The sequence below is a fragment of the Halosolutus sp. DAT137 genome (assembly GCF_059736405.1).
This window is the reverse complement of sequence record NZ_JCAQID010000005.1, coordinates 1-26,221: the sequence shown is the minus strand read 5'-3', so window position 1 is coordinate 26,221 and position 26,221 is coordinate 1. Positions and strand designations below refer to the sequence as shown.

General features: G+C 60.1%; 25 protein-coding genes and 1 pseudogene. 13 read left to right on the top strand and 13 right to left on the bottom strand.

What is annotated here, in order from left to right:
- Positions 1–16: 16 nt before the first annotated feature.
- Both AC6I6L_RS09095 and AC6I6L_RS09090 read right to left on the bottom strand, forming a co-directional pair.
- The gene (locus tag AC6I6L_RS09095) at positions 17–739 is read right to left on the bottom strand and encodes an alpha/beta hydrolase family protein (protein WP_497917437.1); all 723 of its coding nucleotides are present in this window, start codon (positions 737–739) and stop codon (positions 17–19) included.
- Positions 740–998: 259 nt separating this feature from the next.
- On the bottom strand, positions 999–1,307 hold the full coding sequence (locus tag AC6I6L_RS09090; protein WP_497917436.1) for a hypothetical protein: 309 nt from the start codon (positions 1,305–1,307) through the stop codon (positions 999–1,001).
- A gap of 231 nt (positions 1,308–1,538) precedes the next feature.
- Between AC6I6L_RS09090 and AC6I6L_RS09085 the strand changes: the two genes are divergently transcribed.
- Positions 1,539–4,103 (top strand): heavy metal translocating P-type ATPase, encoded by a 2,565-nt coding sequence (locus AC6I6L_RS09085; RefSeq protein WP_497917435.1) that lies wholly within the window; start codon positions 1,539–1,541, stop codon positions 4,101–4,103.
- A gap of 701 nt (positions 4,104–4,804) precedes the next feature.
- Here the strand turns inward: AC6I6L_RS09085 and AC6I6L_RS09080 are convergent.
- The 4 genes from AC6I6L_RS09080 to AC6I6L_RS09065 form a co-directional block, all read right to left on the bottom strand.
- Positions 4,805–4,990, bottom strand: coding sequence for a hypothetical protein (locus AC6I6L_RS09080; RefSeq protein ID WP_497917434.1), 186 nt, complete (start codon positions 4,988–4,990; stop codon positions 4,805–4,807).
- Positions 4,987–5,337 (bottom strand): HalOD1 output domain-containing protein, encoded by a 351-nt coding sequence (locus AC6I6L_RS09075; protein ID WP_497917433.1) that lies wholly within the window; start codon positions 5,335–5,337, stop codon positions 4,987–4,989. Before AC6I6L_RS09075 ends, AC6I6L_RS09080 begins: the two co-directional genes overlap by 4 nt.
- Before the next feature lie 81 nt (positions 5,338–5,418).
- A complete protein-coding gene (locus tag AC6I6L_RS09070) occupies positions 5,419–6,063 on the bottom strand; it encodes a helix-turn-helix domain-containing protein (protein ID WP_497917432.1) in 645 nt (214 codons plus the stop codon).
- Positions 6,064–6,215: 152 nt separating this feature from the next.
- Positions 6,216–6,857, bottom strand: coding sequence for a helix-turn-helix domain-containing protein (locus AC6I6L_RS09065; protein WP_497917431.1), 642 nt, complete (start codon positions 6,855–6,857; stop codon positions 6,216–6,218).
- 202 nt (positions 6,858–7,059) lie between these two features.
- Between AC6I6L_RS09065 and AC6I6L_RS09060 the strand changes: the two genes are divergently transcribed.
- Positions 7,060–7,716 (top strand): helix-turn-helix domain-containing protein, encoded by a 657-nt coding sequence (locus AC6I6L_RS09060; protein WP_497917430.1) that lies wholly within the window; start codon positions 7,060–7,062, stop codon positions 7,714–7,716.
- A 67-nt stretch (positions 7,717–7,783) separates the two neighbouring features.
- Positions 7,784–8,191 (top strand): DUF7344 domain-containing protein, encoded by a 408-nt coding sequence (locus AC6I6L_RS09055; RefSeq protein ID WP_497917429.1) that lies wholly within the window; start codon positions 7,784–7,786, stop codon positions 8,189–8,191.
- A 223-nt stretch (positions 8,192–8,414) separates the two neighbouring features.
- Here the strand turns inward: AC6I6L_RS09055 and AC6I6L_RS09050 are convergent.
- Positions 8,415–8,624, bottom strand: a pseudogene (locus tag AC6I6L_RS09050) (HTH domain-containing protein); the annotation flags it as partial.
- Between the two features lie 238 nt (positions 8,625–8,862).
- Between AC6I6L_RS09050 and AC6I6L_RS09045 the strand changes: the two are divergent.
- A complete protein-coding gene (locus tag AC6I6L_RS09045; RefSeq protein ID WP_497917428.1) occupies positions 8,863–9,528 on the top strand; it encodes a DUF3267 domain-containing protein in 666 nt (221 codons plus the stop codon).
- Positions 9,529–9,666: 138 nt separating this feature from the next.
- The gene (tuf, locus tag AC6I6L_RS09040; protein WP_497917427.1) at positions 9,667–10,932 is read left to right on the top strand and encodes a translation elongation factor EF-1 subunit alpha; all 1,266 of its coding nucleotides are present in this window, start codon (positions 9,667–9,669) and stop codon (positions 10,930–10,932) included.
- A 40-nt stretch (positions 10,933–10,972) separates the two neighbouring features.
- On the opposite strand, the gene AC6I6L_RS09035 is transcribed toward tuf, so the two are convergent.
- The 3 genes from AC6I6L_RS09035 to AC6I6L_RS09025 form a co-directional block, all read right to left on the bottom strand.
- Positions 10,973–11,938, bottom strand: a complete 966-nt coding sequence (locus AC6I6L_RS09035; RefSeq protein ID WP_497917426.1) for a glycosyltransferase — start codon at positions 11,936–11,938, stop codon at positions 10,973–10,975.
- Between the two features lie 412 nt (positions 11,939–12,350).
- A complete protein-coding gene (locus AC6I6L_RS09030; protein WP_497917425.1) occupies positions 12,351–12,662 on the bottom strand; it encodes a DUF7521 family protein in 312 nt (103 codons plus the stop codon).
- A complete protein-coding gene (locus AC6I6L_RS09025; protein ID WP_497917424.1) occupies positions 12,659–13,006 on the bottom strand; it encodes an ArsR/SmtB family transcription factor in 348 nt (115 codons plus the stop codon). The genes AC6I6L_RS09030 and AC6I6L_RS09025 overlap by 4 nt, the downstream gene beginning before the upstream one ends.
- A 301-nt stretch (positions 13,007–13,307) precedes the next feature.
- On the opposite strand from AC6I6L_RS09025, the gene AC6I6L_RS09020 reads away from it, so the two are divergent.
- The 5 genes from AC6I6L_RS09020 (at position 13,308) to AC6I6L_RS09000 (ending at position 18,342) form a co-directional block, all read left to right on the top strand.
- Positions 13,308–14,279, top strand: coding sequence for a S49 family peptidase (locus tag AC6I6L_RS09020; protein ID WP_497917423.1), 972 nt, complete (start codon positions 13,308–13,310; stop codon positions 14,277–14,279).
- Positions 14,276–15,298, top strand: coding sequence for a DUF4350 domain-containing protein (locus tag AC6I6L_RS09015; protein ID WP_497917422.1), 1,023 nt, complete (start codon positions 14,276–14,278; stop codon positions 15,296–15,298). Before AC6I6L_RS09020 ends, AC6I6L_RS09015 begins: the two co-directional genes overlap by 4 nt.
- Positions 15,299–15,620: 322 nt before the next feature.
- Positions 15,621–16,739 carry a DUF8073 domain-containing protein gene (locus tag AC6I6L_RS09010; protein WP_497917421.1) on the top strand — a complete coding sequence of 373 codons (1,119 nt, stop codon included), beginning with the start codon at positions 15,621–15,623 and terminating at the stop codon, positions 16,737–16,739.
- A 128-nt stretch (positions 16,740–16,867) separates the two neighbouring features.
- Positions 16,868–17,641, top strand: a complete 774-nt coding sequence (locus AC6I6L_RS09005; RefSeq protein ID WP_497917420.1) for a helix-turn-helix domain-containing protein — start codon at positions 16,868–16,870, stop codon at positions 17,639–17,641.
- 41 nt (positions 17,642–17,682) lie between these two features.
- On the top strand, positions 17,683–18,342 hold the full coding sequence (locus AC6I6L_RS09000) for a helix-turn-helix domain-containing protein (RefSeq protein WP_497917419.1): 660 nt from the start codon (positions 17,683–17,685) through the stop codon (positions 18,340–18,342).
- 572 nt (positions 18,343–18,914) lie between these two features.
- Here AC6I6L_RS09000 and AC6I6L_RS08995 read toward each other — a convergent pair.
- On the bottom strand, positions 18,915–19,859 hold the full coding sequence (locus tag AC6I6L_RS08995) for a bifunctional 5,10-methylenetetrahydrofolate dehydrogenase/5,10-methenyltetrahydrofolate cyclohydrolase (protein WP_497917418.1): 945 nt from the start codon (positions 19,857–19,859) through the stop codon (positions 18,915–18,917).
- A 171-nt stretch (positions 19,860–20,030) separates the two neighbouring features.
- On the opposite strand from AC6I6L_RS08995, the gene epsC reads away from it, so the two are divergent.
- The gene (gene epsC / locus AC6I6L_RS08990; RefSeq protein ID WP_497917417.1) at positions 20,031–20,900 is read left to right on the top strand and encodes a serine O-acetyltransferase EpsC; all 870 of its coding nucleotides are present in this window, start codon (positions 20,031–20,033) and stop codon (positions 20,898–20,900) included.
- A 25-nt stretch (positions 20,901–20,925) separates the two neighbouring features.
- Here epsC and AC6I6L_RS08985 read toward each other — a convergent pair whose 3' ends face one another.
- Both AC6I6L_RS08985 and AC6I6L_RS08980 read right to left on the bottom strand, forming a co-directional pair.
- The gene (locus AC6I6L_RS08985; RefSeq protein WP_497917416.1) at positions 20,926–21,792 is read right to left on the bottom strand and encodes a methylenetetrahydrofolate reductase; all 867 of its coding nucleotides are present in this window, start codon (positions 21,790–21,792) and stop codon (positions 20,926–20,928) included.
- 109 nt (positions 21,793–21,901) lie between these two features.
- Positions 21,902–23,278 (bottom strand): aminomethyltransferase family protein, encoded by a 1,377-nt coding sequence (locus AC6I6L_RS08980; protein ID WP_497917415.1) that lies wholly within the window; start codon positions 23,276–23,278, stop codon positions 21,902–21,904.
- 367 nt (positions 23,279–23,645) lie between these two features.
- Between AC6I6L_RS08980 and AC6I6L_RS08975 the strand changes: the two genes are divergently transcribed.
- Complete coding sequence (locus AC6I6L_RS08975; protein WP_497917414.1) at positions 23,646–24,539, top strand: bifunctional methylenetetrahydrofolate dehydrogenase/methenyltetrahydrofolate cyclohydrolase; 894 nt, start codon at positions 23,646–23,648, stop codon at positions 24,537–24,539.
- 112 nt (positions 24,540–24,651) lie between these two features.
- A complete protein-coding gene (gene ilvA / locus AC6I6L_RS08970; protein ID WP_497917413.1) occupies positions 24,652–25,887 on the top strand; it encodes a threonine ammonia-lyase in 1,236 nt (411 codons plus the stop codon).
- The last annotated feature ends 334 nt before the right edge of the window (positions 25,888–26,221 follow it).

Genomic DNA, 26,221 nt, shown 5'->3' with positions numbered 1-26,221 from the left:
GCTTCCCTGGCGGGACTCACCAGCAATCGAGCGATCCGAGCCAGTCGAACAGTCGATCGAGAACGCGCGCGTCGCCGGCTTCGGTGAAGACGTGGCCCTCGTTTGCGTAGGCCTCGAGTAGAACGTCAGTCTCGAGCGTTCGGGCGGCCTCGAAGCTGTGCTCGATCGGCACCGAATCGTCTTCGCGCCCGTGGAAGATCGCGACGGGCGTCTCCTCGAACGCGTCGACGACCTCGTCGAAGGGATGGTCGTCGAGGTCCTCGAAGAACCGGAGATCGACCTCGCGACCGTCGTCGAACCGACACCGGCCCTCGCGGCGGACGATCGATCGGTACTCCTCGAACGCGGCGGTGGCCGTAACTGGTGCCCGAGTCGCGATCGCAGCCGGTGTGACGCGATTTCGGGCCGCGGCGTGAAAGGCGACTTTGCCGCCGAAGCTCGAGCCGAAACAGACGAGCGAGTCGGGATCGAAGTGGTCGACGACCGCAGCGAGGTCGTCGAGTTTCGCACTGAGCGGCTGTTCGACGAAGCGGCCATCGGAGTCGCCACAGCCTCTGAAATCGAAGCGAACGGCGTTGACCCCCTCTTCGACGGCGCGACGCGATCGCCGCTCGTAGCTCCCGCCCTTATCGCTCAGGAAGCCGTGACAAAAGACGATCCAACGGTTCGATGGTGCGCCGTGGTGAACGGCGACGATCGATTCCTCGGGAGTGACCTGGATTCGGTGTCGATCGGGCATACCAGGGCTACGTTCTCCCGGCGTAATAGTCGCGAGGACCGCCTCGATCGATCCGCTGACGCCATCGATTTACGGGACCGACGAAACCGGCGGGTCGGGACCGCACCAGTCACTGCGCCGAAACGGATCCGCGGGGAAGCCGATTCGGAGCGGAGACACTGGTGGGACGCACGAGGTGCCGACACGGCAGGCACATCGAGGTGACGACGAGCCGGGAGACGGGACCGAAGCGGGACCGGCGGCTTGCTCGTCTCCGTGCCTACCGCTCTTCGATGTAAATCTCTGGATCGACGACGGATTCCGGGGGGAGACCGCCGCGGTTGACGATCGTCACGTCGGTTACGTCGCCCGAGAACCGAAACCGTTGCGTGTCGGCGTCGACGGTTCCCTCGACGGTCGATCCGGAGACGACCGTCGCTTCTTCGGCGGCGATCGCATCTGCCATATCGATCGTTCCATCGACTGTGATCTCGAAACTGGCGGGTGTCCCCTGTCCGTCGACGGTGATGACGTTCGGGTGGGTTGATTTATCAACTGAACTGCGCTGGTCCGTGTCGAGACGTTCCATACCGGCCAACGCTGGCAGTCAAGCATAAGCTTTACCGTCTGATTATCACTAGTAATTAGCGAATGTTCCTCCGGCCAAAATAACTCGCCCGCGGACCGATACCGACGGAACCGACGCGGGCTACCAGTTACGCTAGTGCGACCCGATTCGGCACGCCGATGTCGGCCCGTCTGGATCGGGTCGTGTGAGTCGGTGTGTAATCTTATGCACCTGGGTGGCGGGTACTCTATCGTGGGGGGCGATCACACATCTCATCCCTGCTGTACGCTTTGTCAGACGCCGGTCGAAGCCGAAGTGGCGAATTCGGAACCGGCACTGACCCCGTTCTGCTCGACTGGGTGTCGCGACATCTACGGAACGCTCGGTCAGGAGGGAGTTATCGCCTCCGACGATACTGGACGACGCAGGGTTGAGGAGGAAGAATCCGAAGATGACGGCGACGGCGCGTTAGCAGAGCAGACCAGTGACGAGAGCAAGACCAGTGACGAGGGCGAGAGCACCGCCGCGACCACGCGGACGTTTTTCCGGATTGACGGAATGTACGCAGCAACGTGTGAGGCGTTTCTCGAACGGATTGCCGGGGCCCACGACGGTGTAACCGACGTAACGGCGAGTTACGTAACGGAGTCGATCCGGATCGATCACGATCCCGATCAGGTGACGGCAGCCGATCTCGAAGACGCACTGACGACCATTGGCTACACCGCCTACCGCCGGGATACCGCGACGATCGGAGCCGATACCGACGGTTCAACTCGACGCGATCGGGAGATGAGCGGCGTACGGAAGCGACGGAGCGACGACCTTCTGGAAATCCGGTACGTCGTCGGCGTCGTCTTCGGGTCGTTCCTGCTGGTTCCGTACGTTGCGATCTTCTATCCGGTCTATCTCTCCGCGTTCACCGACTGGTGGATGCTGTCTCTCTACGAGGACGCCTTCGAGAATCTCGAGGGAGTGTTGTTGTTGCCGGTGTTCGTCGTCGTTACCGGGACGGTCCTCTATCTCACCGGCATGCCGCTTCTGCGCGGCGCGTACGTGAGCGTGAAACTCCGCCAACCGACCACCGGACTGCTCGCCACTCTGACGATCGTCAGCGCCTTCCTTTACGGCACGATCGCGCTCGTTCTCGGACGAAACGACGTCTACTACGACCTAACGATTCTCGTTGCCACTCTCGCGATGGCCGCCACGTTCTACGAAGCGACGGTCAAACGACGGGCGATGGACCGACTCACCGATCTAACGGTATCGCAGGTCGACGAGGCCCGGCGACTCGAAGATGACGGAACGGCGACACGGGTTCCGGTCGACGAGCTCGATGCCGACGATCGCGTCCTCGTTCCAGCGGGCGATCGGATTCCCGCCGACGGTGTCCTGAGCGAGGGTACGTGTACGATCGACGAATCGGTCGTCACCGGCGAATCGTTGCCGGTGACAAAGCGGGCCGGCGACGGGGTTGTCGGCGGATCGATCGTGACAGGGGACGCGGCGGTCGTCGCCGTCGACGACCGACCGACCAGCGGCATCGATCGGCTCATCGAGACCGTCTGGAACGTCCAGAGCGCGCGCCACGCCGGACAGACCGCAGGTGACGAACTCGCCGCGGGGGCGCTGGCCGTCGTCGTCGTGGCGGCTATGGTTTCCGGGGTCGCTGGGGCACTCACGGCGTCCCCTGCAACGACTGTGCTAGCTGTCCTCGCTGCCGTGTTCGTAACGAGTCCCTGGGCGCTCGGATTCGCCACGCACGTCTCCGTCGGGAGACAACTGCAGGCGGCGCTCGATCACGGTATCGTCGTCTTCGACGAGACCGTCTTCGAACGAATCCGGGACATCGATACCGTCGTCTTCGACAAGACCGGGACCCTCACGACGGGTGAGATGACCGTCCTCGACGTACATGCGCCGACAGATATACTGGATGCCGTCGCCGCGTTAGAACGGCGAAGTGCCCACCCAGTTGCGGCGGCAATCGAAAGCGCGTTCGACGGCATCGAAACGAATCTGCAGGATGGTGGCGAGACCTCGGCCGAGAGTCGATCAGGTGCCGAACGCGGGCACGAAATTCGCGACGTAAAAAGCCACGATACCGGCATCGAGGGCGTCGTCGACGGCGATCGACTGCTCGTCGGTCATCCGTCCCTTTTTATCGAACGGGGGTGGCCTCTCCCGCCGGCAACCGACGAACGCGTCGCGGCCGCCCGCGACCACGGTCGGTTGCCCACCGTCGTCGGTCGAAACGGGGTGGTCCAGGGCGTGATCGTCGTCGGTGACGAGCCACGTGCGGAGTGGGCGGACGTCGTGACTGCACTGTCCAATCACGGTCTCGACGTCGTCGTCCTCACCGGTGACGATCGAACCGCGACCGATGCCGTTCGGGAGCATCCCCACGTCGACCGCGTCTTCGCAGGCGTCCCGCCTGCGGGAAAACTGGCTGCAGTTCGTCGATTCGCTGCCGATCGGACTGTCGCGATGGTCGGCGACGGGACCAACGACGCTCCTGCACTTGCGGCGGCCGATCTCGGCTGTAGCCTGGGCAGCGGCACCGCACTCGCCGCCGACGCGGCCGACCTCACGATCGTCGACGACGATCTTGCCGCCGTCGGTCGATCGTTCGCAATCGCAAAAACGGCTCGCCGTCGGTTCCGTCAGACCCTGGCACTGGGATTTGTCTACAACGCGATCGCCATCCCAGTCGCGGTCGCGGGCGTTCTAAACCCGCTCGTTACCACGGGCGCTCTGCTCGCGTGTACGCTACTGGTCGTCGCCAACGTGTGGCGGCCCCTCCTTTCGCAATGACGGCGCGTGCCACGATACGGATGCTCTCGACACCGCCCCACTGAGAACGGTTCTCACGGGCCGCTGTGAATCGAAGCACGCCTCAAGACAGCGAGAGCGCAGACGATCTGTCATCATTCGATACCGGCGATCGCTACCCGATTCGAACGATCACCAGGAGCGGGACTCACCGATCCGTACCGATCGGGAGAAATATCCGTGTGATGACTCGAAAAGCGCCTTCCGTTCGAAGAAGTGGTAAGAGATCGTAGTGGGTGACGCCCGCTTTCGTGAGTTCGATTCCTCGGTCGAGTTGCATTCTGGTACCAGTGTGTCACGTCACAAAACGATACGGTTTACCTACCGTCAACCGCCATCCTGCCAGCCGTGCCGAAATATCATAATAACTGCAACGAGTGATACACTGGTCGCACAGCCATCGTGCGATCGAGTGTGCAGTGACGTTCAGCAGCACTATAGGTAGAAATACCTCTCGTAGAATCGTTGTACCGTTTTACCGGTGATCGCGGCCCCGGTCAGACGATCCGACACGTCGACGCCGGCAAGCACCACTGGTAGCGAATTCCAACAGCCCGTATCAGTAACGCACAGTATACTCGTCACTGTTGCGCTGAGAGCACTCTTTCGACTCGGTCACTGTGTTGGCGTACGTCGTTCTCGGTTCTACGAGTTGTTACCGATCTGATCTCCCTCGCAGTTGCTCACTCCGACTGCTCGTTCTTTTCGACTTCGGTGATGATTACGTCCCAGTCGGGGTGTTCGACTCCATTCCGGCATTCGAATCCGCCTTCCACGTCGATTCCGTTCTTGTAGGCCGTAATAAGGAGCGTTTTTAGCTCCGCGTTCAATTCCGCTTTCGACGTGAGCGGAGTCTCCTCAGACGTCATTTTCCCGTGTCCCTTTCGTACTGTCCCGCTGCTGGTTTGTGCTCTGGTGTGATTGTGACCACACCGTAGCTATGCACGGTTATCGCGCGGTCCTCGTGGGTGAACGTGACGTGGATATCTCCGTTCGTCCCGTTTCGGACGCGGACGAGCGCATCCAGCACCTCTGGGTCAACAGTAGAATGTAGCGGATTCAGTTCAACCGGATCGGCGTCCATCACCTCCGCCAGCGTTGCAACAACAGCCATACTCGCGGCTGTTTTCTCCTGATCAAACTGGGTACGGATAGCCACAGATTCATGATGATACTCAGCCGCTTCTACTTCAACTCCAGCCACCATCGTGCCCATATCTATCTGTCCTAGCGGTCTGAATCGGTTCAACACCCCTACTGATTATACAAAGGGTTTAAATAGAAATCGTCGGGAAGATCACGACAAACTGATGAGCGTCGCTCCAACGAGGCGTCGATTCCCGCGGCGGAGTCGTGAGGAAAGCGATTGCTGGGTAATGCCGAGTTCGTCTGCGATCTCTTCGAGCGACGCCTCCCGTGGGGTGTCGAAGTAGCCACGCTCATAGGCCAATACCAGTGCCTCCCGCTGGGTTTCGGTCAGCTCGTACCCCTCCCCCTGGATTGGAAGCATGGCGTGGACAGCGGTGATCGCTATCGGGATCTCGTTTTCCTGGCAGTACTCTCGAAACTCCGCGATTGCCTCTTGATCTTCGCCGCGCACCTCGAATCGCCACTCGTTTTTCGTTCCAATCCCAGAGAGGACGACAACGTTGGCCTTGGCCAGGGCACTCAGAACGCCGAAATACGCTTGTTTCCACTCTGCGCGCATCAGGTACTCGTCTCCGATACTATCGACCAGTCGAATGTCAGTTACGCCAGCGTGTGGTTCGAATTCGGCTTCGATGTCCTCGGTTTCTGAACCACGTACCCAAAAGTACGGGATGATCAGCGTTTCGTGGGGGATCAGTCGTTCCAACTCGACCGTCACTCCCGGCAAGTTCTCGAAGATACTGCCCAATGGGAACTCTTCTTCCGGAGTCGTAAACTCCATGACGGTCGCCATGTGGACCCATTCGTCTGGTACGCGGATAATCAATAGGGATGGTGTACCATGGCTCCGAAAGTGAAATGCTGCATTTGTACTCGCTGAGACAACTCTTACTCGTTTCTTTTCGAGATGAACAATCGCGACACTACGGACCCACTCGAGCACGTCTACGGACGGGTGAGTGTCTCGCTGATGAGGCGTCGATGGCCGCGGCGAAGTCGGGAAGACAACGACTGCTGGGTGATATCGAGTTCGACAGCGATCTCTTCCAGTGATGATTCGCGTGGAGTATCGAAGTAGCCACGTTTGTAGGCCAATACCACTGCCTCGCGCTGGGTTTCGGTTAATTCGTAGCTGTCGCCTTGAATCGGGAGCAACGCGTGGACCAAAGTGATATCGATCGAAATGTCTTTTTCCAGATGACGAGTCCGAAACTCAGCGATCGCTTCCCGAGTGTCCCCTCGTACTTCGAAGCGCCACCCATCAACTGTTCCGACCCCTGAGAGCACGGTTATGTTTGTCTCCGACAAAGCGGTCAACAGTCCGTTGTATTCCCGTACCCATTCTGCGCGCATGAGATGCTCGTCTTCGACGCTATCAACCTGTCGAATGTCCGTCACGCCTGCGTGTGGTTCGAACGCGGCTTCGAGCTCCTCGTTTTCCGTACCCCGTATCCAGAAATACGGGATCGTCAGCGTCTCGTGTGGAATGAGTCGCTCCAATTCGACCGTCACTCCCGGTAAATTCTCGAAGATACTTCCTAGCGGAAACTCCTCTGCTGGAACTGTAAATTCCATCTCAGTTGCCATGCAGCAGGGTTCATACCGAGGACGGATAATTGACCATGGTGTGCCATGGCTTTAAAAATGAGTATCCAACAGGTGCGCGATATACCGCAGTCTATCTATACGATAGTCTACGTGTAGGGCAATTGTAAAATACTGGTCGGGCCTGGTGCACCATGTCCCCCTCTTTTGTACGGCCCTGAGCAACGTAGTCTCATAAGCGAGTATGAGTGTGATAACAGAAGTTCGAGTACCGCCCGATGATTTCGAACTCGGGCAGATTCTCAGTCTCGATGAGGCGTCGGCCATCAAACTCGAAACGCTCGTTCCAAATGATGATGCCACTGTACCGCTCTTTTGGGTCTACGAACCGGTCGGAAACGAGTTTCTCGATGCCGTCGAACGCTATCCAACTGTCAACAGCGTAACGAAAATGGACGTGTTCGGAGATCGAACCCTGTTCAGGCTTGATTGGGATGCGAGCCAGGATCGATTTTTTCAATGCATCTTGAACCACAAGGGTCAGATATTGAGTGCGACCGGAACTTCGGAAGGGTGGGATTTCGAACTCCGATTTCCCCATCGCGAGGCCTTGTCTCAGTGTCAATCCTGTTGTGCGGATACGGACATATTCTTGGAACTCATTCGGGTGTACAATCCGACGGATCATAATACTGGTCCGTGGTACGGCTTGAGCGAGCCACAGCGAGAAGCGCTCATGCTTGCTGTTCGGATGGGATACTACGACATTCCTCGGGGCTGTACAACTGAGGAGCTCGCAGATGAACTAGGAATTTCTGATCAAGCAGTGACAGAGCGGCTGCGACGTGCCATCGGTGGGTTCGTCAGGCATACACTGATTACCCCCGAATCGGAGCCGTAATCGGATCAGGCGCATCCTTTGTGCACCATGGAATAGAACCAGGCAGTTGGGGTTCCGCTATGTGAGTATGGATAAGAATCGAGAGCGAGAGGAATATGATCTACAGCAAATCGACAATCTTTCCAGCCCTGCGGACCAACTGAGACCAATTTCCCCCGATAAGCTTCTATCGGCAGTAGCGAACCAACACCGACGAACGATCCTCAACTCGCTGAACAGCGCATCCGATAAAACACTGGAATACGATGCGCTTGTAGACTGCGTTGCAGACAGACTCCGAGACGAAGGCGAGGAGCAACTATCCGACGAACATCGCCAACGCGTCCGGATCGCACTTCACCATACACATCTCCCAAAGCTGGAGGAGGTCAGGATAATCGACTACGAGTCTGCGACGGGACTCGTCCAGTTTGTTGGCGGTGAACTGGAACAGAATCTACTTACGCTGGTCGAGCCGTACGACGCCTACGAGTGACAGAAACCGGACCAACTTCCCACCATATGTTCATATCTGCGTCTGTAACGTTTGGTCATAGAACGAAGAGCAAGCGGCGGAGTTCATCGGTTTCCAGCAGTACGGCGATTTCCAAGTCGTCGATCGAGAGTCATCAGTAAACTTTCTTGCCGAAACGCCGTTCAGCAGTCTGACTCATCAGAGCGATCCGGCGGAAGCGGCCGGTCCACACCCGTCCAGTGGTCTACAGACCGGCATCAACTCCGACGCCGGTTGCAGCGTTCTCCAGTCGCAGTACGTAGTCGTGACTGGTAGTCGCTCGATTACTGTCCGAGCAGGGAAAGACGCCCACGAGACGGTTACCGTCGTCGAGAGGGAAACAGATGGGCGGTACCACGATGGCTTTCGTTCGTTCATCGGAGACCACCGATGTTCGCTCACATCGGGTAAACGCCGGTTCGAGCGATTAGCCGTTCTGACCGGTCCAGGGTTCGAAAGCCGAAAGTCGGTCACGTATCCGTTCGATACCGTCTCCGCCGATGACAGATGGGGCTGCAGCGATCTGTCGTCCCCACACCCAGAGCGATACGTTAGCTACAGCCTGTGCTCCAACGGATTGCGCGTCAGTTTCGCGGTCGTCGATGGCTGAGCGAAACCGCCGGACGTTTAGCGTTTACTCGTGAGTACAGGTCATGGATACCGATCGACCACCGGAGCCGACAGCGACGAGAGCGCCGGCGTCTACGGGTCCGCCGCCGACACCGGAGGGATATGCTGAGCCGTACGAGTTCACCTATCCGACGGTGGTGTTGCTGCTCGGTTCGGGACTGCTGGGCCTTCTTTCGTCCGTTTGTTTCGCTGCGCTTCTGTGGACCGTTCAGGGACCGGAGGTGTTCGCGGGATTTTACGACGTAACGATCGAGGACGAGACGACGACGGTTGCGGTGGATCTGGTCGTCGTCGGCGTCCCGTTCGTCGTCGCCCTCATCGTTACCGTCGTCATCCACGAACTGATCCACGGCGCCGTTTTCGGGCGCTACGGTCACGAGGTCACGTACGGCGTCTCGCCGGCGATGGGTGCGTTTTACGCGGCTGCCTTCGGGCAGTTCGTGCGACGCGACGAACTTGTCCGTATCGGCTTCGCACCGCTCGCCATCATCACGCTCGTGTGCGTTCCACTGCTGGCCGCTCCGATTCCGATCGTCGCGATCACGGCCCTGTTCGTGCTTGTTCTCAACACGGCTGGAGCGATCGGCGACCTCTACGCCACGTGGCGATTTGTCCGAATGCCCCCTGGAACGATGACGTACGACATTGACCTGCGTCACTCGTACGTCTACGAACCGCTCGATCGATGATCCGCGAACTGTCCACAGCGCTATTTTCGTCGCGGACTACCTGAATTCCCGATCGAGTCTCGCGGTTCCGCTATTGTGTGCGTGTGAATGCCTGCCAGAGATTTAGGAGCGTGGAATCCGATCCTCTAGTGGAGAGCCATGACTGACAGTCCCCACCAGAACCTGGCGATTATTGGCCACGTCGACCACGGGAAGAGTACGCTGGTGGGTCGCCTCCTGTTCGAGACCGGCGGCGTCCCTGAACACATCATCGAGCAACATCGTCAGGAAGCACAGGAGAAAGGGAAGGGCGGTTTCGAGTTCGCATACGTGATGGATAACCTCGCGGAGGAACGCGAACGCGGGCTGACGATCGACATCGCCCACCAGGAGTTCCAGACTGACCAGTACGACTTTACGATCGTCGACTGTCCGGGCCACCGCGATTTCGTCAAAAACATGATCACGGGTGCGTCGCAGGCGGATAACGCCGTTCTGGTCGTTGCCGCCGACGACGGCGTTGCTCCCCAGACACAGGAACACGTCTTTCTGGCACGCACGCTCGGCATCGACGAACTCGTCGTCGTGGTCAACAAGATGGACGTCGTCGAGTACGACGAGTCGCGGTTCCGGGAGGTCGTCGAGGAAGTCAAGAATCTTCTCAATCAGGTCCGGTTCCAGACCGAAGACGCGTCGTTCATCCCGATTTCGGCCTTCGAGGGCGACAACGTCGCCACCCCCTCCGAGAACACCGACTGGTACGACGGGCGAACACTGCTGGAAACCCTGAACGACCTGTCCGAACCCGAGCCGCCGACGGACGCGCCGCTTCGGCTGCCGATCCAGGACGTCTACACCATCTCGGGAATCGGCACGGTTCCGGTGGGTCGAATCGAAACGGGACAGCTACGGACGGGTGATTCGGTTTCGTTCCAGCCCAGCGACGTCGGCGGCGAGGTCAAGACGATCGAGATGCACCACGAAGAGATCGATCTCGCGGAACCCGGTGACAACGTCGGGTTCAACGTCCGTGGCATCGGGAAAGACGACATCCGCCGGGGCGACGTCTGCGGTCCCGTCGACGACCCGCCGAAAGTTGCGGAAACGTTTCAGGCCCAGATCGTCGTCATGCAACACCCGAGCGTCATCACGCCCGGCTACACGCCGGTGTTCCACGCCCATACCGCCCAGGTCGCCGGTACGATCGAATCCCTCGATCGGAAGATGGACCCGGCGAGCGGCGAGGTCGACGAACGGAACCCCGATTTCATCCAATCCGGCGACGCGGCCGTCGTGACCGTTCGCCCGCAGAAGCCGCTGAGCATCGAACCGTCGGACGAAATCCCCGAACTCGGGAGCTTCGCGATCCGGGATATGGGCCAGACCGTCGCCGCCGGGAAGGTCCTCGAGGTACACGAAACGTAGGTTCGGGAACCGACCGGCCGGCCCGATCGCGCCGACGACGTCACTGCCCTCGGGCAATCGGCTCGGTTCGATCGAAGACGGGTTCCGTGTCGAGTACTCGCTCGTAGACGTCGAGTACCTGCTCGACCGTCGTCTCCTGACTGACTGCTCTGGCAGCCTCGCGCCCGTTCGAGCGGCCGCCGTGCTCGAGAACGTCGATGAGGCCGCGAACGAGCCCGAGATCCTCCGTCGTGACTCGAGACGGTTCCACGCCCGCTAATCGCTGGCGGACGTCACCGACGTCGAGCGAGACGACGGGGAGGGTACACGCCATCGCCTCCTTGACGGACGTCGGGGATCCCTCGCTGTGTGAGGTGAGCAACAGGGCGTCGGCGGCGTTCATGTAGGTCGGGATGGTTTCGTGATCGACGCCGTGGACGGCGTGCAGCCGCACGGGTCGATCGAGTTGCCCGTCGACGGCATCGACGGTGCGTTTTGCACGCGGGTAGTTCTTGACGGTTCTGCCCGGTGCGTACGGAAAGAGCACGTGATACTCGTCGTCCGACCAGCCGACGCGATTGCGAGCCTGCGTGCGGTTCTGTGGTCGGAACGTGTCGAGATCGATCCCGAAGGGGATCACCGTACAGTCCGTGCCCAGGTCGCGTTCCATCGCATCGCTCATGACGATCACCTCCTCACAACGACGCGCACAGAGCCGCGTCAGCGGGGCGGCTGGACCGTTGAGATCCGATCCCCACAGGGTCAGGACGACCGGGAGCTGCCGCTGGGCGAGTGCCATCGGTGCCGTCAATCCGTAGTGTGCGTGGAGGAGGTCGTAACCGGCACGCGCCTCGCTGAGTACCTGCGGGACGAACCGAACGTAGTCGGTGACGCCTCGGGACGTCGTCGCGGATACGTCTCCCGGAACGGTGAGGAGATCGATCGAGACGCCCCGGTCTTCGAGCGCCTCGATCTGTTGGGTGAGAAACGGCGATTCGTCGTACGTCGTGAGTGTGAGCACGTCCATCGATCGGTGTTGGCGTCCCTCCGAGGGGAACGTGGATTGTTAATCAGCTACTTTTCGATCGTCCGCACCGACTCTCACGAACGCGAACAGGACGTAGGACGACCGAACACCGGCAGTGATCGGGCTGTTGGGCTCAGTCAAGCGTCGACACGGGATCGCCGCCTCGCCGTCGACGGACACCGGCCGTCGCTGATCGCATTTTCTGACCCAGAAAACCCACGTTCAGGTTGAAATACTACTGCACGGAACACATTCACGGAGCCGACAGTCACCGAACCCCGCCCACTCGTCGGTTTCCGCGTGCGATGACGATTGATCGGCTGCCATCACGGCTCGATCGGTTTTCATCACGCCAATCGCTGCCATCCGCCCGGTTTCCCCGCTGACGTTTCGGCCCTCCACCCGATGCCCGCTAGTGGCGTCCGTACAGCGAGTACATGATTGCCGCCAGTCCGAGCAGCCGGCTCACGTTCTCGAAGAAGACGGTGACTACCTGTGGCGCACCGACCAGCGTGTTGATCGCGACGTTGATCAGGAACGGACACAGCGTGAGCAACAGCAGGCCGACCGCGAGGTAGAGCATCGACCGGGCCTGATTGCGACGATAGCCTCGGTAGGCCTGGTACGCGATGAGCGTTCCCATGATCGCGACGAGAAAGAGCGACCCGATCGTAAGCAGTTCGAACACGGACGCCTCGTCGATTCGGACGACGTCTCGAGTCATCGCATCCCCTCCCACAGTCGCGTGAACTTGTCTGCGACGTCTTCCTCGCGGTACGTGAGTTCGAGTTCGAACGCGCCGTCCTCGAGTGAGAGTTCCAGTTGATCGAGGTTCGCGCTGTAGACGCTGTAGTGGTTGCCGTCCTGGGCGAGTTCCGTCTCTTCGGTCACGAGCTTACACCTCTCGAGTCGATCCAGGCGGCGGTAGATCGTCGGCAACGAGGCGTCACACCGCTCGCTCAAGGTACTGGCAGACATGGATTCGACACTCGTTTCGGTGAGGATTTGACGCGCGTAATCGTCGTCGAGAACGGCAAGCACTGTCGATAGGTCGCTGTCCTCACTCACTGCTACCCGTTCCTTTCGGTGTCTATATAAAAACATCCCGATTTTTCCGATCGAGAACATTCGCCTGTAGAGACGCTGAGATCCGCCGCAAGAGCAAACGACGGTCCATCACTACCGACGAACACCGCGATCGCTCCGCGAGCTGTCCGGCCACATCTGGGTCGCTGAGGCCCTCACCACGAACGGTTGTCCGAACCGTACCGTCAGTGAAGCGGACAGATAACACTTCCGTACTGGCATTTTCTGACCGAGAAAACACGGTGACGGGTCTATTATCGGGAGGCATCGAGTTGGCGGTGACATGACGTTATGGCCACTCGATAGGTTTTCCCGACGACAACAAGTCGCTGCGGTTGCGCTCGTTGCCGTCGTCATCGGTGCACTTGCTGCACCGCAAGTGTACGGACAGACGGTTCAAGACGACGGCACGGTCGCCGTTGTCGAAGTAAGCGGCGTGATTCACTCTGACGTCTCTCAGGAGGTCGAGGACGAACTGCGAGCGGCGCGCCACAATGATTCGGTTCGAGCCGTCGTGCTCGATATCGATAGCGGCGGCGGCTCTCCGGGGTCGAGCGAGCGAATGTACGCTGCCGTCGAGCGAACGGCCGCCGAGATGCCGGTGATCGCGGCCGTCGACTCGGTCGGCGCGTCCGGTGCCTACTACACCATGCTCCCGGCCGACGATATCTACGTCGCACCGACTTCGATCGTCGGAAGCGTCGGCGTCGCCGGTCCCGCCCCGATGCCGACCGGTCCCAACGAGGGGAACAGCGCTCCGGATAAGGGGAGCTTCCACCCCGACGACGAACGCGCACAGACGGAAACGCTCCAGGAGGTCTTTCTCGAGAGCGTGATGGAACACCGCGGAGACGATCTCGAGATGGATCGCGAGGAAGTCGCCCACGCCCGCACCTACATCGGCGTCGAAGCGGTCGAAAACGGCTACGCCGACGATATTGGTACAGCCGACGACGCGATCTACGAGGCTGCGGACCGAGCCGGGATGGACTCGTTCGACGTCGTTACGCACCGTCCGGAGTCCGAAAGCGGAATTCCGCTCTTCCAGACAAACGAGAACGGTGCCGTAGTCGCCGCGACGGACGACCCGGTACTCAGTCCGTACCAGCCACAGTTCGTCACCCAGACGGTCTGGCAGGACCTGTTCGGTCATCTCGATGTAACCGCCTCGAACGAATCGGCTGACCGTTCGACGACTGCGGAGCCGCCGGCACCGGACACGGCCGACACCGAGACTGGAGGTGAAGCGCCTTGAGCACCGCACGGACGCTCGCCGTTACGTTCGTCGCCGCTTTCGTTCTCACCGTCGGAGCCGTATCTGTCGGAACCGTGGTTCTCGACGAGGGAACCCAGACCACGGACGTCGAATACGACCACATCGACGCCTCGCTGATCGCCGACGAGACGCCCGACGGGGGCGAAATCGCGATGGAGAGCGACGAACCACAGAACACGATCGTTCTCTACACCGGCGGGCCACAGGCGACGGGCGGGACGGCCCAACCGATCCCGATCGAAGATCGATCCCCCGACCGCCAGCTTTCGGTTGGATCGCTCGGCGGGCAGGAACGCGGCGTCGGACCGCTCGCGTCGGCGCTGGTCGAGAACGGTCACGAGGTCGTCTACTACCAGGACGAATTCGAAGACGGCCCCCTCGCCCAGACGCTCGACGAAGCCGACGCGTTCGTGATGGTTGGCTCCGCGAGTTTGTCCACGGCCGAGCGGGAAGCGGTGACAGACTTCGCGGACGCCGGCGGCCGAACCGTGATCGCGACGGATCCCGGAAGCTCCGCGGATATCGGTCAGATCGCCGCGAGTCAGGGACTCTACACGGAAGCCGGCTACGTCTACAACCTCCGCGAGAACGATAACAACTACCTCAGCGTCTACACCGAACCGACTGGCGACTCGAACCTGACCGACGGCGTCGACCGCGCCGTCTTCCGCGGCGCAACGATCGTCGGTTCGAATCAGGACGCGACCGTTATGGGAACGAACGACGGAACCCGACACTCCACGACACGCGACGCCGGAAGGTACGACGTCGCTGCCGTTCACGAGAACGTCGCCCTGATCGGCGACTCGAGTTTCCTGTCGCCGGAGAACGCCCACCGCGGCGACAATAACGTGCTGGTCGGTAACGTCGCGGACTACCTTGTGACGGGCGAGAAACCGGAGTTCGACACTGGTGATGGAGATGGTATGGAAGGCAGTAACGGCGAGTTCGAAGGCGAATTCAACGAAGGTGTTGAGACTCCCGAAACGGAGCACTGATCGTCTCTCTGCCGTCGCTGGATAGGTGGTGATGTAGTATCTCGACTCTTTTCGAATCGCGCTCCTGTCGTTCGACGGGTACCGTCCACGGCGGAATGCAGTTCGTCCTGACGATTCGGCGGACGACAGATACTGTATCCGACACCGGTCGATCACGGCGCACCTTTCCAGTCAACCTCTTGTGGCTACGTTTTAGGGGAGATACTCCAGCACAAAAAACGGGCGGCGATCGAACGGTGACGACCGATCGGCCGGGGATAATAAACACCTCCAGTATTCACCACGGATTCTCATGGGGGACCGATGCGTGTGGTAATGTATTATGGGTGTTGGTAGCAGACTTCAAAAGATTGGTCACCTTCTCGAGGAACTCGAGTCCGGAGTCGCCACCGTAACCAGCGTCGAGTTCGACGAGCGTATCGACGCGGCGACCGGACTGACTGCCGACATCGAACTCGCTATCTCGCCGGCTTCGGACCACCGGCTGCAGTTCGCCTCGACGGGGGCGTCCCTCGAATCCGACGGCCGACTCGCCTTCTCGCTGGAGACGGCGGACGCGATCGTCCCATCTTCACACGATCACGATCACGATCACAATTTCGAGGTGGAACCGGTCGAGACGACGATCGATACGGACGGAACGATCGGCGTCGTTCTCCGCGCAACCTCCGAGAACGGGTGCACGATCGAACGGAACGATCGTGACCTCGATCCAGGCGTCGACTCCGGGGAGGGTTCGGATGAACCGGTCTCCGATCGGAGACGGAACCGAGACGTTCCTCCCTTCAGAGATCAGGATTTGCTCGCGTCAGTGTACGAATCTTGTGACACGTTCGCAGAAATGAGTGACGCGATCGAGATGGACGTGACTGCGGAAACGGTTCGCCGGTACATGATCGATTTCGGAATCCACGAACCGAACTCGTACGATACCGAACGAAGAGAATCTGAGACTGGTACCGACACCGAGACCGCAATCGAAATCGAGACTGAAGTCGATCGCGCCGACTCGGTGCCTGCCACCGACGAGGACGCCGGGACCGACCCGAACGCGTCGGAGCAACGCGGCGATCCGGACCGTACCGACCCAACCGAGGTTGACGACGCATCTGCGGCGGCGGCCGCAGACGGGTGTCGTCCGGACAACCTGTCGGATTCAGAATGCGACGGCGATGCGCCATCCCCGATCGTTCTCACGGACGGTATCGGACTTCCTGAAGACGTTACCGTCGATGCCCTCGTCGAGACGATCTCCCGATCGAACACCGTCTACGAAGTCCAACAGGACATCGGACTCGCTCGCTCGGAGACCAGAGAACTTCTCCAGCAACTCGATTTGATAGACCTCGTCGTCGGGCGCATCGACACCGAACACGAGCGTAACATCGATAGAGGCGTTATTCTCGATCGCCTTCGATCGGTCGCTTCGACCAGCCCCTGAACGGATCTCGCTCAGCCGATCGGGTTCGTCGAGTGGCCCGAAAAGGTAAACATCTCGTGGTGAACCCGTAATAGCACTGAGACTTAAGAGACTGGAGGTGCTAGTGTGGAGACGGTAGCTGTATCCACATGGCGATCATCACCGAGGTCTGGTTCGCTCACGAGGACGGTGCCCTCGCTGAGACGCTCGCAGCGTTACCGGAACTGACCGTCGATGTCGTCCGGGAAACGAGTACGACCCCGGAGCAAAACGTCTATTTCTTTCGGTTTGAGAACGTCCACTCGGAAGACGTGACGCAGGCCCTCAGGGACGATCACACCGTTCGCAACGCCACTCCGATCGGGACCGTCGGCAACGGAACCCTCTGGGGGATCGAGTTCGCCTCGGAGACGAAACTTCTCGCCCCGAAAGTCACCAACAAAGGGGGGTTCGTGATCGATGCCTGCAGTACGCCACCCCGACAGTCTCGACGCGGCTGGCGCGAACGCTGGTTCTTTCCCGACCGCGACGGAATTCAGGATATCTGGAAGTATGCGCGAGAAGCCTCCTTCGAGTTCGACGTGCTCGATCTCTCCCAGCGCCTGCAGGCCGACGTCGCGGATATCGATCGCGCTCCGATCACTGACCAGCAGCGAACGGCGCTTGTTGCGGCGTACGAACACGGCTATTTTTCCGAGCCGCGGGAGACGTCACTCGAGGAACTGGCCGAGTCGCTCGATCTTTCCCCATCCGCCGTCAACGGGCGTATCAAACGCGGGCTCAACGCGCTCGTCGGGACGATACTCGTGGCCGAAGAGCCCGGCATCGAGCGCCTCGAATGTGTCGGCCGCGATCCGACAGCCCACCGCGCGGAATCTGGTTCGCTGTCGGTCAGGCGTCGGGCGGGTGATCGCAATGAGTAGTTCGACTGGTCACTGTCCGATCCACACACGATGAGATGAATATGATTTCGACGCGAGTGTACGTCGAGCATCCCGACCTCGCACTCTCGGACACCATTCAGGCGGTCCCTGATGCGTCTATTAGCGTCATCTCGGACGTTGGAACGGACCCTCAGCAAAACGTCTACTTTTTCAAGATCGAGGCACCGGCGTTCGATGCGGTCGAGTCGGCGCTCGCAACCGACCACACGGTTGCTGACTTTACGAGCATTCTCGAGATGGGCCACCAGCGATCGTATCGGATCGAGTACGGTCCCGATGCGGTGTTGATTACGCCACTGATCTCCGATCGGGGTGGACTCACTCTCGAGACGGACAGTTATCTGGACGGCTGGATGTTACAGCTTCAGCTCCCGGGACGCGACACATTGTGTGAGATCGACGAATACGCACAGGAGAACGGCATTCACCTCGACATTCTCGAACTCACACACCGCGACGAGATCGACCCGCGGGTCGATGTTGATCTGACCTCTTCACAGCTGGAGGCACTCATCAGCGCCTACAGGCACGGCTACTACGCCGAACCGCGAGGCGTGTCTCTGGAGGAGTTGTCATCGCTGCTCGATCTCTCACACACGGCGGTTAGCGGTCGGCTCAGACGTGGTTCCGCCCGCCTCATCGAGGAACTGCTAATCGAGGGCGATCGCGACTGGTACTGATCAGAGACCGCGCCACCGAACTCGAACGATGGTGGTGTAACCGAGTATCGAAATAGGCGGTGCGAGTACGTACAAACGACAAGTATTAACGATAACGTATCAGAACAATATGAGAGAACAGAAGCTACTGTATTATATACAACAATCGCTATTTGAGTAGCTTATTTCAATTCTGATATTTTGATATGTGGCCGAGCACAGGCGGAGTAACTGATTCGAATTTCGAACGTGAATGGTACGTCCGGAGCAGTGAGAAACCCTGAGGGAGTGTCTCCCGAACGTGGGCTTCGACAACTTCTTTGCACCGAAACCGGCAACCCGCTTGCCGAAATATCGCTCTGTGATAGGGTAGTCACGTCTCGGAAAATTCGGATCGGCGCGTTTTGATTTCTCATTAGATGTCCTTCGTCTCGGAAAGACATTCATTAAGTCTGATAATACAATGTATATGTGAATAAGGCGATACTGGCAATTATACACAAATATAGCTTTGATGAACGATAGCAGAGAACCAAGTCTCGGATTTCGTTCGGCGTCCCACACGCAGCTCGATCGATCCGAGCATGTGATCGTCAGTCAATCTCGCCGTTGGCGCGTCGCTCAGCGGCCAGCACGACGTTGCTGGCCAGCATCGCGAGCGTGACAGGGCCGATTCCACCGGGGACGGGTGTGATCGCGCTCGCCGTCTCGCGAGCACTCTCGAACTCGACGTCGCCAACCACTTCGATCGTGCGATCGCCCGCCGATTCACCGGCCTGTCGACCGTTCGCGTCGCTTGCATCCAGTTTGTCTGGGGGGTCAACTCGACGATTGACGCTCAGATCGATCACGACGACGCCGGGCGAGAGCATCGATCCGTCGACGAGTTCCGGTACGCCGATTTCGGTGATAACGACGTCCGCCCGCCGAGTCTTCTCACCGAGGTCGGTCGTTTCCGAGTGACAGACGGTGACCGTCGCGTTTCCAGCCGGCGTCTTCTGGAAGAGGAGGTTCGCAAGCGGCGTGGCGATGACGGTCGACCGACCGACGACGACGACGTCCGCACCCGCAACCGAGTAGTCAGCGTTCTCTAGAAGCCGGAACACTGCGGCGGGTGTTGCTGGCACGAATCGCGGCTCTCCGGCGACGAGTCGACCGAGGTTCGCCGGATGGAAGCAGTCGACGTCCTTCGCGGGGTCGAGTCGCGCCCTGACCGTCTGAAGCGAGACGTGATCTGGTAACGGCACCTGCACGAATACTGCGTCTATCTCTCGGTCTGCGGACAGGCGATCGATCGTTCGGTACAGGCGATACGGTGGGGCGTCGGGATCGATGCGAACGTCTCGCGTCTCGATACCGATCGTTTTACAGGTGTTGTGTTTCAGGGCAACGAACCGTTCGTCGGCGGGGTCGTCGCTCATGACAACCGTCGCGAGCGTCGGGACGACGTCTCGATCGGCGAGCGCTCGAACCCGGTCCTCGACCGCATCGAGTACGGTCGTCGCGATCGGTTCTCCACGAAGCAGTTTCGCTGACACGATCGGATTTCGTCGCCAACGGACTTGTACTATACGCCGCCCACGGGCGATGACGGGTTGATTCGGATCGAACCGCTGGGTCGTCCGGACGACGATCGGGTGTCCGAACTCTTTCTGGATTCTCGGACCGTCGTGGAACTTCTTTATACGTCCCATCCGAAGGCTCATCAAATGACGTCCGAATACGAATACACCGGCCACGCGGGCGAGGCGCTTCGAGATGCCTACCTGGCGGCCACCGAACCGTTTCCGACGCAAATCGGAACGGATTTTCCGGAGTGGTCGCACCGACGCGCAGAAATGGGACTGCTCAGGCGATTGTTCTTCCCCAGATGCTGGAACGCTGATACACTGGTCACCGACACTGCGGCGGTCGAGGACACGCTCTCGGAGTTAGGCGCGATCTACTGTCGCGGGATTCGTCCATACACGGGGACCGATCCGACAGCGATCGTCGACGATGTGCTCGATCGACTTCCCGAATTTCGGAACGTGCTCGCGAAAGACGTCGAAGCCGCCTACAAAGGTGACCCAGCGGCGAAATCGTACGTCGAGGTCATTCGGTCCTATCCGGGATTTCAGGCCATCATGATCCAGCGGGTTGCACACGCGCTGTACGAGGCCGGCGCGACGGAGTACGCGCGCGAACTCACTGAATACGCGAAGACTGTCACGGGAATCGACATCCATCCCGGTGCGGAAATTGGCGAGTACTTCTTCATCGATCACGGAACCGGCGTGGTTATCGGAGAAACGGCAACGGTCGGTGAGTGGGTCCGGCTGTATCAGGACGTCACGCTCGGCGCGCTCCACTTCGAGGAGGAAGAAGGTGCACAGAAGACGCTGAAAAAAGGGTACAAACGCCACCCCGATATCGGTGATCACGTCGTCATCGGGGCCGGAACGAAGGTACTAGGACCCGTCTCCGTCGGGGACCACGTCAGCATCGGTGCGAACTCGTGGGTGACGGAGGACGTTCCGGATACGATGAAAGTGTACATCTCCGACCACCCGACACAGGAGCGAAAACAGGGCGAGTGACCGATCGAACACGAGTTGGGAGCCGCTACCGATACTGACTTAGGGTCTCTCCCCGCCAACTCTCGAGGTCCTGTGCCTGGTTGAACGCGTAGATGTGAACGCCGCGAATGCCGTAGTGGGGGTCGGTGGCGTACGGTGCCAGGCCCTCGATGAGTTCGTCGGGCGAGTACGTTCCGCGCGAGCCGACGAGCTGTCGAACGAATCCCAGCACGCCGCTGGTCTTCTGGAGGAAGCGAACCGAGTCGCCGACGCCGACTTTTTTCGAGATTCCGAGAAGCCGCTGATACTTCATCACGCCCGGAATTCCGACCTCGATCGGGAGGTCGACGCCGCGGTCGCGAACCGTGTCGATCCAGTCGACGATCGCGTCGGGATCGTAACACAACTGGGTCACCACGTACGTGGCGTAGGGCGATTTCCTCGCCATCGAATCCGACAGCGTCTGTTCGTCGAGGAAGGCGTGTCCCTCCGGATAGCCGGTAATACCGACGTCCGGGAAATCGTATTCGAGATCCTCGAGCGCCGACAGTAGTTCGTACGACGACTCGAACTCGCCGGCAGGCTCCTCGCGATCCCCGCCCGGTACGAAGATGTCCGTGACGCCGGCGTCGGTGAGTCGGCCCGCGATCGATTCGAGATGAGCCTCGTCGCGAACGTACCGCGCGGCGACGTGTGGGACGATCTCGTACCCGCGTTCGCTCGCCCGCTCCGTCCACTCGATCGTCGCGTCGATTCCGAGCGTGGGGGACGTCGTGATAGCCACCTCCGCACCGTCGGGGAGATAATTCAGTTGCTCGTCCATGCTCTCGAATGGCATGAGTTCGTATCGCGGCTCCTCGAGTAGCGCTACTATCCCGTCTGCCATCGCAGGTGATTGTATTTCGGATGCCATTGCTTCAATCCTCTGGTAACCGTTTGTACCGTCTGACCGGCGGTTCGATCAGAGTAGTGAGCCACCGATCGGTTCTCTCGTCGTGGTCGCGTCCGCGGTCCGGGGTGGGCTACTCGGATGCGTCCTCTTTGGCGTTGAGTTTGGCCTGCTCACGAGCGCTCGGGTTGACCGACGGCTTGAACGGGACTTCCGAAACCTTCGCGTACACAGGTTCTCCGGATTCCTCGGCATACTCGTCGGGCAGGTGAACCTGAAACTCCGTCTCTATGTCGCCGTCGTAGACGTCCCTGACGTCGCCGTCGAGTTTCTCCGCGGGGACGAATCCGAGCGCGAGGTTCGTCTCGAGTTCCGGGTTGTACCATGGTGACGTGACGTATCCACACTCCTCGCCGGTTTCTGGATCGGAGATGAGCCAGAAGTCCGGCGCGTAGTCCCGAATCGGCTCGCCGGCCAGCTTGAGACCGACCATCTTGTGGACGAACGGGTACTCGCCGTTCTCGATTTGTTCCTGCTGGCGTTCGAGTGCCTCTTTCCCCACGTAGTCGGCATCCTTGTCGTCGGGCACCTGGTAGGAGAGATTCACCTGGAACGGTGACGTTTCGTGGTCCATGTCCTGGCCCCACGAAAGGATTCCCGCAGCGATCCGCCGGTGGTGTGCGGGGGCGACCTGCATTCCGCCGTGGTCCCTGACGGCTTCGAGCACGGGATCCCAGACGGCTTCGGCGTGTTTCGTCGCGTCGCGGACGTAGATCTCGAACCCTTTCTCCCCGGAGAAGCCGGTCTGGCTGACCAACACGGAACAGCCGTTGATCTCGGCTTCCATCAGTCCGTAATAGGGGATTTCTGTGACTTCCTCACCGACGACGTCGACCATGACGTCGACCGATCGCGGCCCCTGGATCTGCATCGGTGCGACGTCGATCTCGTCGATTTCGACGTCGAAATCCTTCCCGACGTTGACCCCCTGAAGCCACTGCATCAGCGTGGAGTCCGAAATCGAGAACCAGAACTCGTTTTCGCCCGGCCGCAATAACACCGGATCGTTGAGGATGCCGCCGTTTTCGTTACAGAGGATGACGTACTTCCCGCGCATCGTTTCGATCTCGGTCGCGTCGCGGGTGATGACGTAGTTCGTAAGTGCCTCGGCATCCGGACCCTTAACGCGGATCTGTCGTTCGACGGCGACGTCCCACAGCGTCACCCGGTTGACGAGCGCGTCGTACTCTTCCATCATCCCGCCGTCTTCGGGTTTGACCATCCCGCGGGGGTGGTAAACGCGGTTGTAAACCGTCGCTCGCCAGGCGTCGTTCTCGACGAAGGACTTGTGGAAAAACGGTGACTTGCGGACGCGCGTGGAAACGAGCATCTCGATACCCGGATCGCCCGACTGTCGCAAGTTTCTCGGCAGCGTTCGATCGGACTGATCGACGCTCGGGTAGTTCGCGTGGTCCTGACGTTCCATCTCCGGCTGCTGGCTGTCAGACATTGCCATATGCAACGGACTCACAGAACATAAAAGTGGGAGACGGACCACCATACTGATATACTCAATATCAGCGTTTACCAGCCTCTAATACCGAAAATCACGGCATTCAGAAACGAGTTCGGGATGTCAGTGGTCGATTCTCCTGCCTCTACAAGACAAAAATATGACGTGATGTGGAATTCGATCGTGAATATCGATAGATTCCGATACCGATCGCGTGATACAGTGCATTGATAACACTCCACAGTGGCATATGCCAGTATGACCGAGGCCAACCGACGACGGTCCCGTCTCGAAAACCGGAGCGGTGACCGAGCATGAACTGGACTCCAACTCCCTGGGACGTGAGTGATGGTGGTGACCCCTCGTGACGCACGTTCTCGACGGCAACGCGGTGGCGGATCGAATTCGGACCGACCTGCACCGGTGTATCGAGGATCTCGAGACGGCGGGCGTGACGCCGGGCCTTGCGACGGTGTTGATGAGCGACGATCCGGCCAGCGAAACGTACGTCTCGATGAAACAGCGGGCGTGTGACGAACTCGGAATCGACGGCTCACATTACGAACTCGACCCGAATGCATCCGCCGACGCGCTGTTCGAACGCCTCGACGCCCTGAACGACGACCCCGCCGTCCACGGAATTCTCGTCCAGTTGCCGGTCCCGGATCACGTCGATCGGACCGCGGTGCTTCGGCGGGTCGATCCGCGAAAGGATGTCGACGGCTTCCACCCGGCGAACGTCGGGCGACTCGTCGCCGGGAACCCGCGATTCAAGCCCTGTACCCCCCACGGCGTCCAGAAGCTACTCGAGGCGGCGGACGTCGATCCGGAGGGGAAAGACGCCGTCGTCGTCGGCCGGTCGGACATCGTCGGCAAACCGCTGGCGAACCTCCTCATCCAGAAGGCACCCGGCGGGAACGCGACGACGACGGTCTGTCACTCGCGGACGACGGACCTCGCCGCGAAAACGCGGCAGGCGGACATCGTAATCGCGGCCGCCGGCTACCCGGAACTCGTCGACGGCTCGATGATCGCGGAGGGTGCGACGGTGATCGACGTGGGTGTCAACCGCGTAGCCGCTGACAACGAGAAGGGGTACGAACTCGTCGGTGACGTCGAGTTCGAGAGCGCACGCGAGAACGCGAGCGCGATCACGCCGGTCCCCGGCGGCGTTGGCCCGATGACGATCGCGATGTTGTTGTACAACACGGTCAAGGCAGCGAGCATTCAAGCGGAGGTCCCGATCGATCTACCATGATTCAGCCGTCGACACCACGCACAGAGTTTTCGACACGTTCTGTTTCGGTGTTCGGTGCCTCGGTGTCCGGATATCGATCGTGCGACGCGCGGCAGACGCCGGTGATAAAAACGTGACTCACGACACGCTTCCGGTCACGATCGCGGATATCGAAGCCGCACGGGAGCGACTCGACGATCCGTCGGTCGTCAAACGAACGCCGATCGATCGGAGCACGTCCCTCGAATCGATGACCGGTGCGTCGGAGGTTGTGTTGAAGCTCGAACACCTCCAGTGGACCGGCTCGTTCAAAACGCGGGGCGCGTACAACAAGATCAACCACTGTCTCGAGACCGAAGACGTCGACCAGGTGGTCGCGGCCAGTGCCGGCAACCACGCACAGGGCGTCGCCCTCGCCGCGACGAAACTCGGGGTGGAGTCGACGGTCGTCATGCCCAAGACTGCGCCACAGACGAAGATCGACGCGACCAGAGGCTACGGCGCGTCAGTAGAACTGGTTGGTAAGGACTTCCAGGCGGCGACTCAGTACGCCCAGAACCTGTCTGCGGAGACCGACGCCAAGTTCGTCCACGCGTTTAACGACCCGGCGATCGTTGCGGGGCAGGGGACCCTCGGTGTCGAGATGTACGAGGATTTTCCCGACGTCGAGACCGTCGTCGTCCCGATCGGCGGTGGTGGCCTGATTAGCGGGATCGCGACGGCTTTTGCGGAACGCAACCCAGAGACGCGGATCGTCGGCGTCCAGGCGACCGGAGCCGCGACGGTTTCCGACAGCCTCGATAAGGGGACGCCACAGACCCTCGATTCGGTCGACACGATCGCCGACGGGATCGCGACCGGCGGCATTTCCGAACTTACGCTTTCGATCATGGACCGGCACGTCGACGAAATCGTAACGGTGACTAACGGCGAAATTGCGGACGCCGTGCTCGTGTTGATGGAACGCGCGAAGCAGTTAGTCGAAGGGGCCGGTGCCGCGGCGGTCGCGGCGATCAGGAGTGACGCCCTCGATGTGGAGGGCGAACGAGTCATGCCCTTGCTCTGTGGCGGCAACCTCGACATGACGATGCTTCGAGCAATCTTGATTCACGCGTTGACTCACCGCGAGCAGCTGCTCCAGTTGCGCGTTCACATCGACGATCGACCCGGAAAGATGGCCGAACTCTCGGGGACCATCGCTGAGTACGGGGCGAACATCCAGACGGTCCGCCACGATCGCGCCATCGACGAACTGGACGTCGGTGAAGCCTACCTCATCTTCGAGGTCGAAACGAGCGGCGCTGAGCACGCTCACAGTATTATCGAGGCTATCGCAGCGCAGGGGTACGAGGTCGAGGTAGTGAACTGACTTCGCGGTCGCGAGAGGTAAGTGATCTTCCGATCGAGACGGACCGGCGCCCCGATTGGCGGATCTGACATGCCTTGCGTGCTCCTGGCGAGCCTACAGTACCAACTGAAACGGGTTACACACTGATCGCACTGTCCGTGGTTCTCGCTCACTTCGTAGCTCGCGGGTCACATCCGTTCCCCGCTCGCTATCCGTGGTTCTCACTCACTTCGTTGCTCGCGGGTCACATCCGTTCCCCGCTCGCTATCCGTGGTTCTCACTCACTTCGTTGCTCGCGGGTCACATCCGTTCCCCGCTCGCTATCCGTGGTTCTCACTCACTTCGTTGCTCGCGG

Bases quoted from the DNA above. Each gene is read 5' to 3' on its own strand.
- AC6I6L_RS09055 (WP_497917429.1), top strand. From the start codon at position 7,784: ATGGATAAGAATCGAGAGCGAGAGGAATATGATCTACAGCAAATCGAC.
- AC6I6L_RS09065 (WP_497917431.1), bottom strand. From the start codon at position 6,857: ATGGCAACTGAGATGGAATTTACAGTTCCAGCAGAGGAGTTTCCGCTA.
- tuf (WP_497917427.1), top strand. From the start codon at position 9,667: ATGACTGACAGTCCCCACCAGAACCTGGCGATTATTGGCCACGTCGAC.
- AC6I6L_RS09020 (WP_497917423.1), top strand. From the start codon at position 13,308: ATGACGTTATGGCCACTCGATAGGTTTTCCCGACGACAACAAGTCGCT.
- AC6I6L_RS09045 (WP_497917428.1), top strand. From the start codon at position 8,863: ATGGATACCGATCGACCACCGGAGCCGACAGCGACGAGAGCGCCGGCG.
- AC6I6L_RS09070 (WP_497917432.1), bottom strand. From the start codon at position 6,063: ATGGCGACCGTCATGGAGTTTACGACTCCGGAAGAAGAGTTCCCATTG.
- epsC (WP_497917417.1), top strand. From the start codon at position 20,031: ATGACGTCCGAATACGAATACACCGGCCACGCGGGCGAGGCGCTTCGA.
- AC6I6L_RS08985 (WP_497917416.1), bottom strand. From the start codon at position 21,792: ATGGCATCCGAAATACAATCACCTGCGATGGCAGACGGGATAGTAGCG.
- AC6I6L_RS09095 (WP_497917437.1), bottom strand. From the start codon at position 739: ATGCCCGATCGACACCGAATCCAGGTCACTCCCGAGGAATCGATCGTC.
- AC6I6L_RS09090 (WP_497917436.1), bottom strand. From the start codon at position 1,307: ATGGAACGTCTCGACACGGACCAGCGCAGTTCAGTTGATAAATCAACC.
- AC6I6L_RS09030 (WP_497917425.1), bottom strand. From the start codon at position 12,662: ATGACTCGAGACGTCGTCCGAATCGACGAGGCGTCCGTGTTCGAACTG.
- AC6I6L_RS09080 (WP_497917434.1), bottom strand. From the start codon at position 4,990: ATGACGTCTGAGGAGACTCCGCTCACGTCGAAAGCGGAATTGAACGCG.
- AC6I6L_RS09010 (WP_497917421.1), top strand. From the start codon at position 15,621: ATGGGTGTTGGTAGCAGACTTCAAAAGATTGGTCACCTTCTCGAGGAA.
- AC6I6L_RS09000 (WP_497917419.1), top strand. From the start codon at position 17,683: ATGATTTCGACGCGAGTGTACGTCGAGCATCCCGACCTCGCACTCTCG.
- AC6I6L_RS08980 (WP_497917415.1), bottom strand. From the start codon at position 23,278: ATGTCTGACAGCCAGCAGCCGGAGATGGAACGTCAGGACCACGCGAAC.
- AC6I6L_RS09060 (WP_497917430.1), top strand. From the start codon at position 7,060: ATGAGTGTGATAACAGAAGTTCGAGTACCGCCCGATGATTTCGAACTC.
- AC6I6L_RS09035 (WP_497917426.1), bottom strand. From the start codon at position 11,938: ATGGACGTGCTCACACTCACGACGTACGACGAATCGCCGTTTCTCACC.
- AC6I6L_RS09005 (WP_497917420.1), top strand. From the start codon at position 16,868: ATGGCGATCATCACCGAGGTCTGGTTCGCTCACGAGGACGGTGCCCTC.
- AC6I6L_RS09075 (WP_497917433.1), bottom strand. From the start codon at position 5,337: ATGGGCACGATGGTGGCTGGAGTTGAAGTAGAAGCGGCTGAGTATCAT.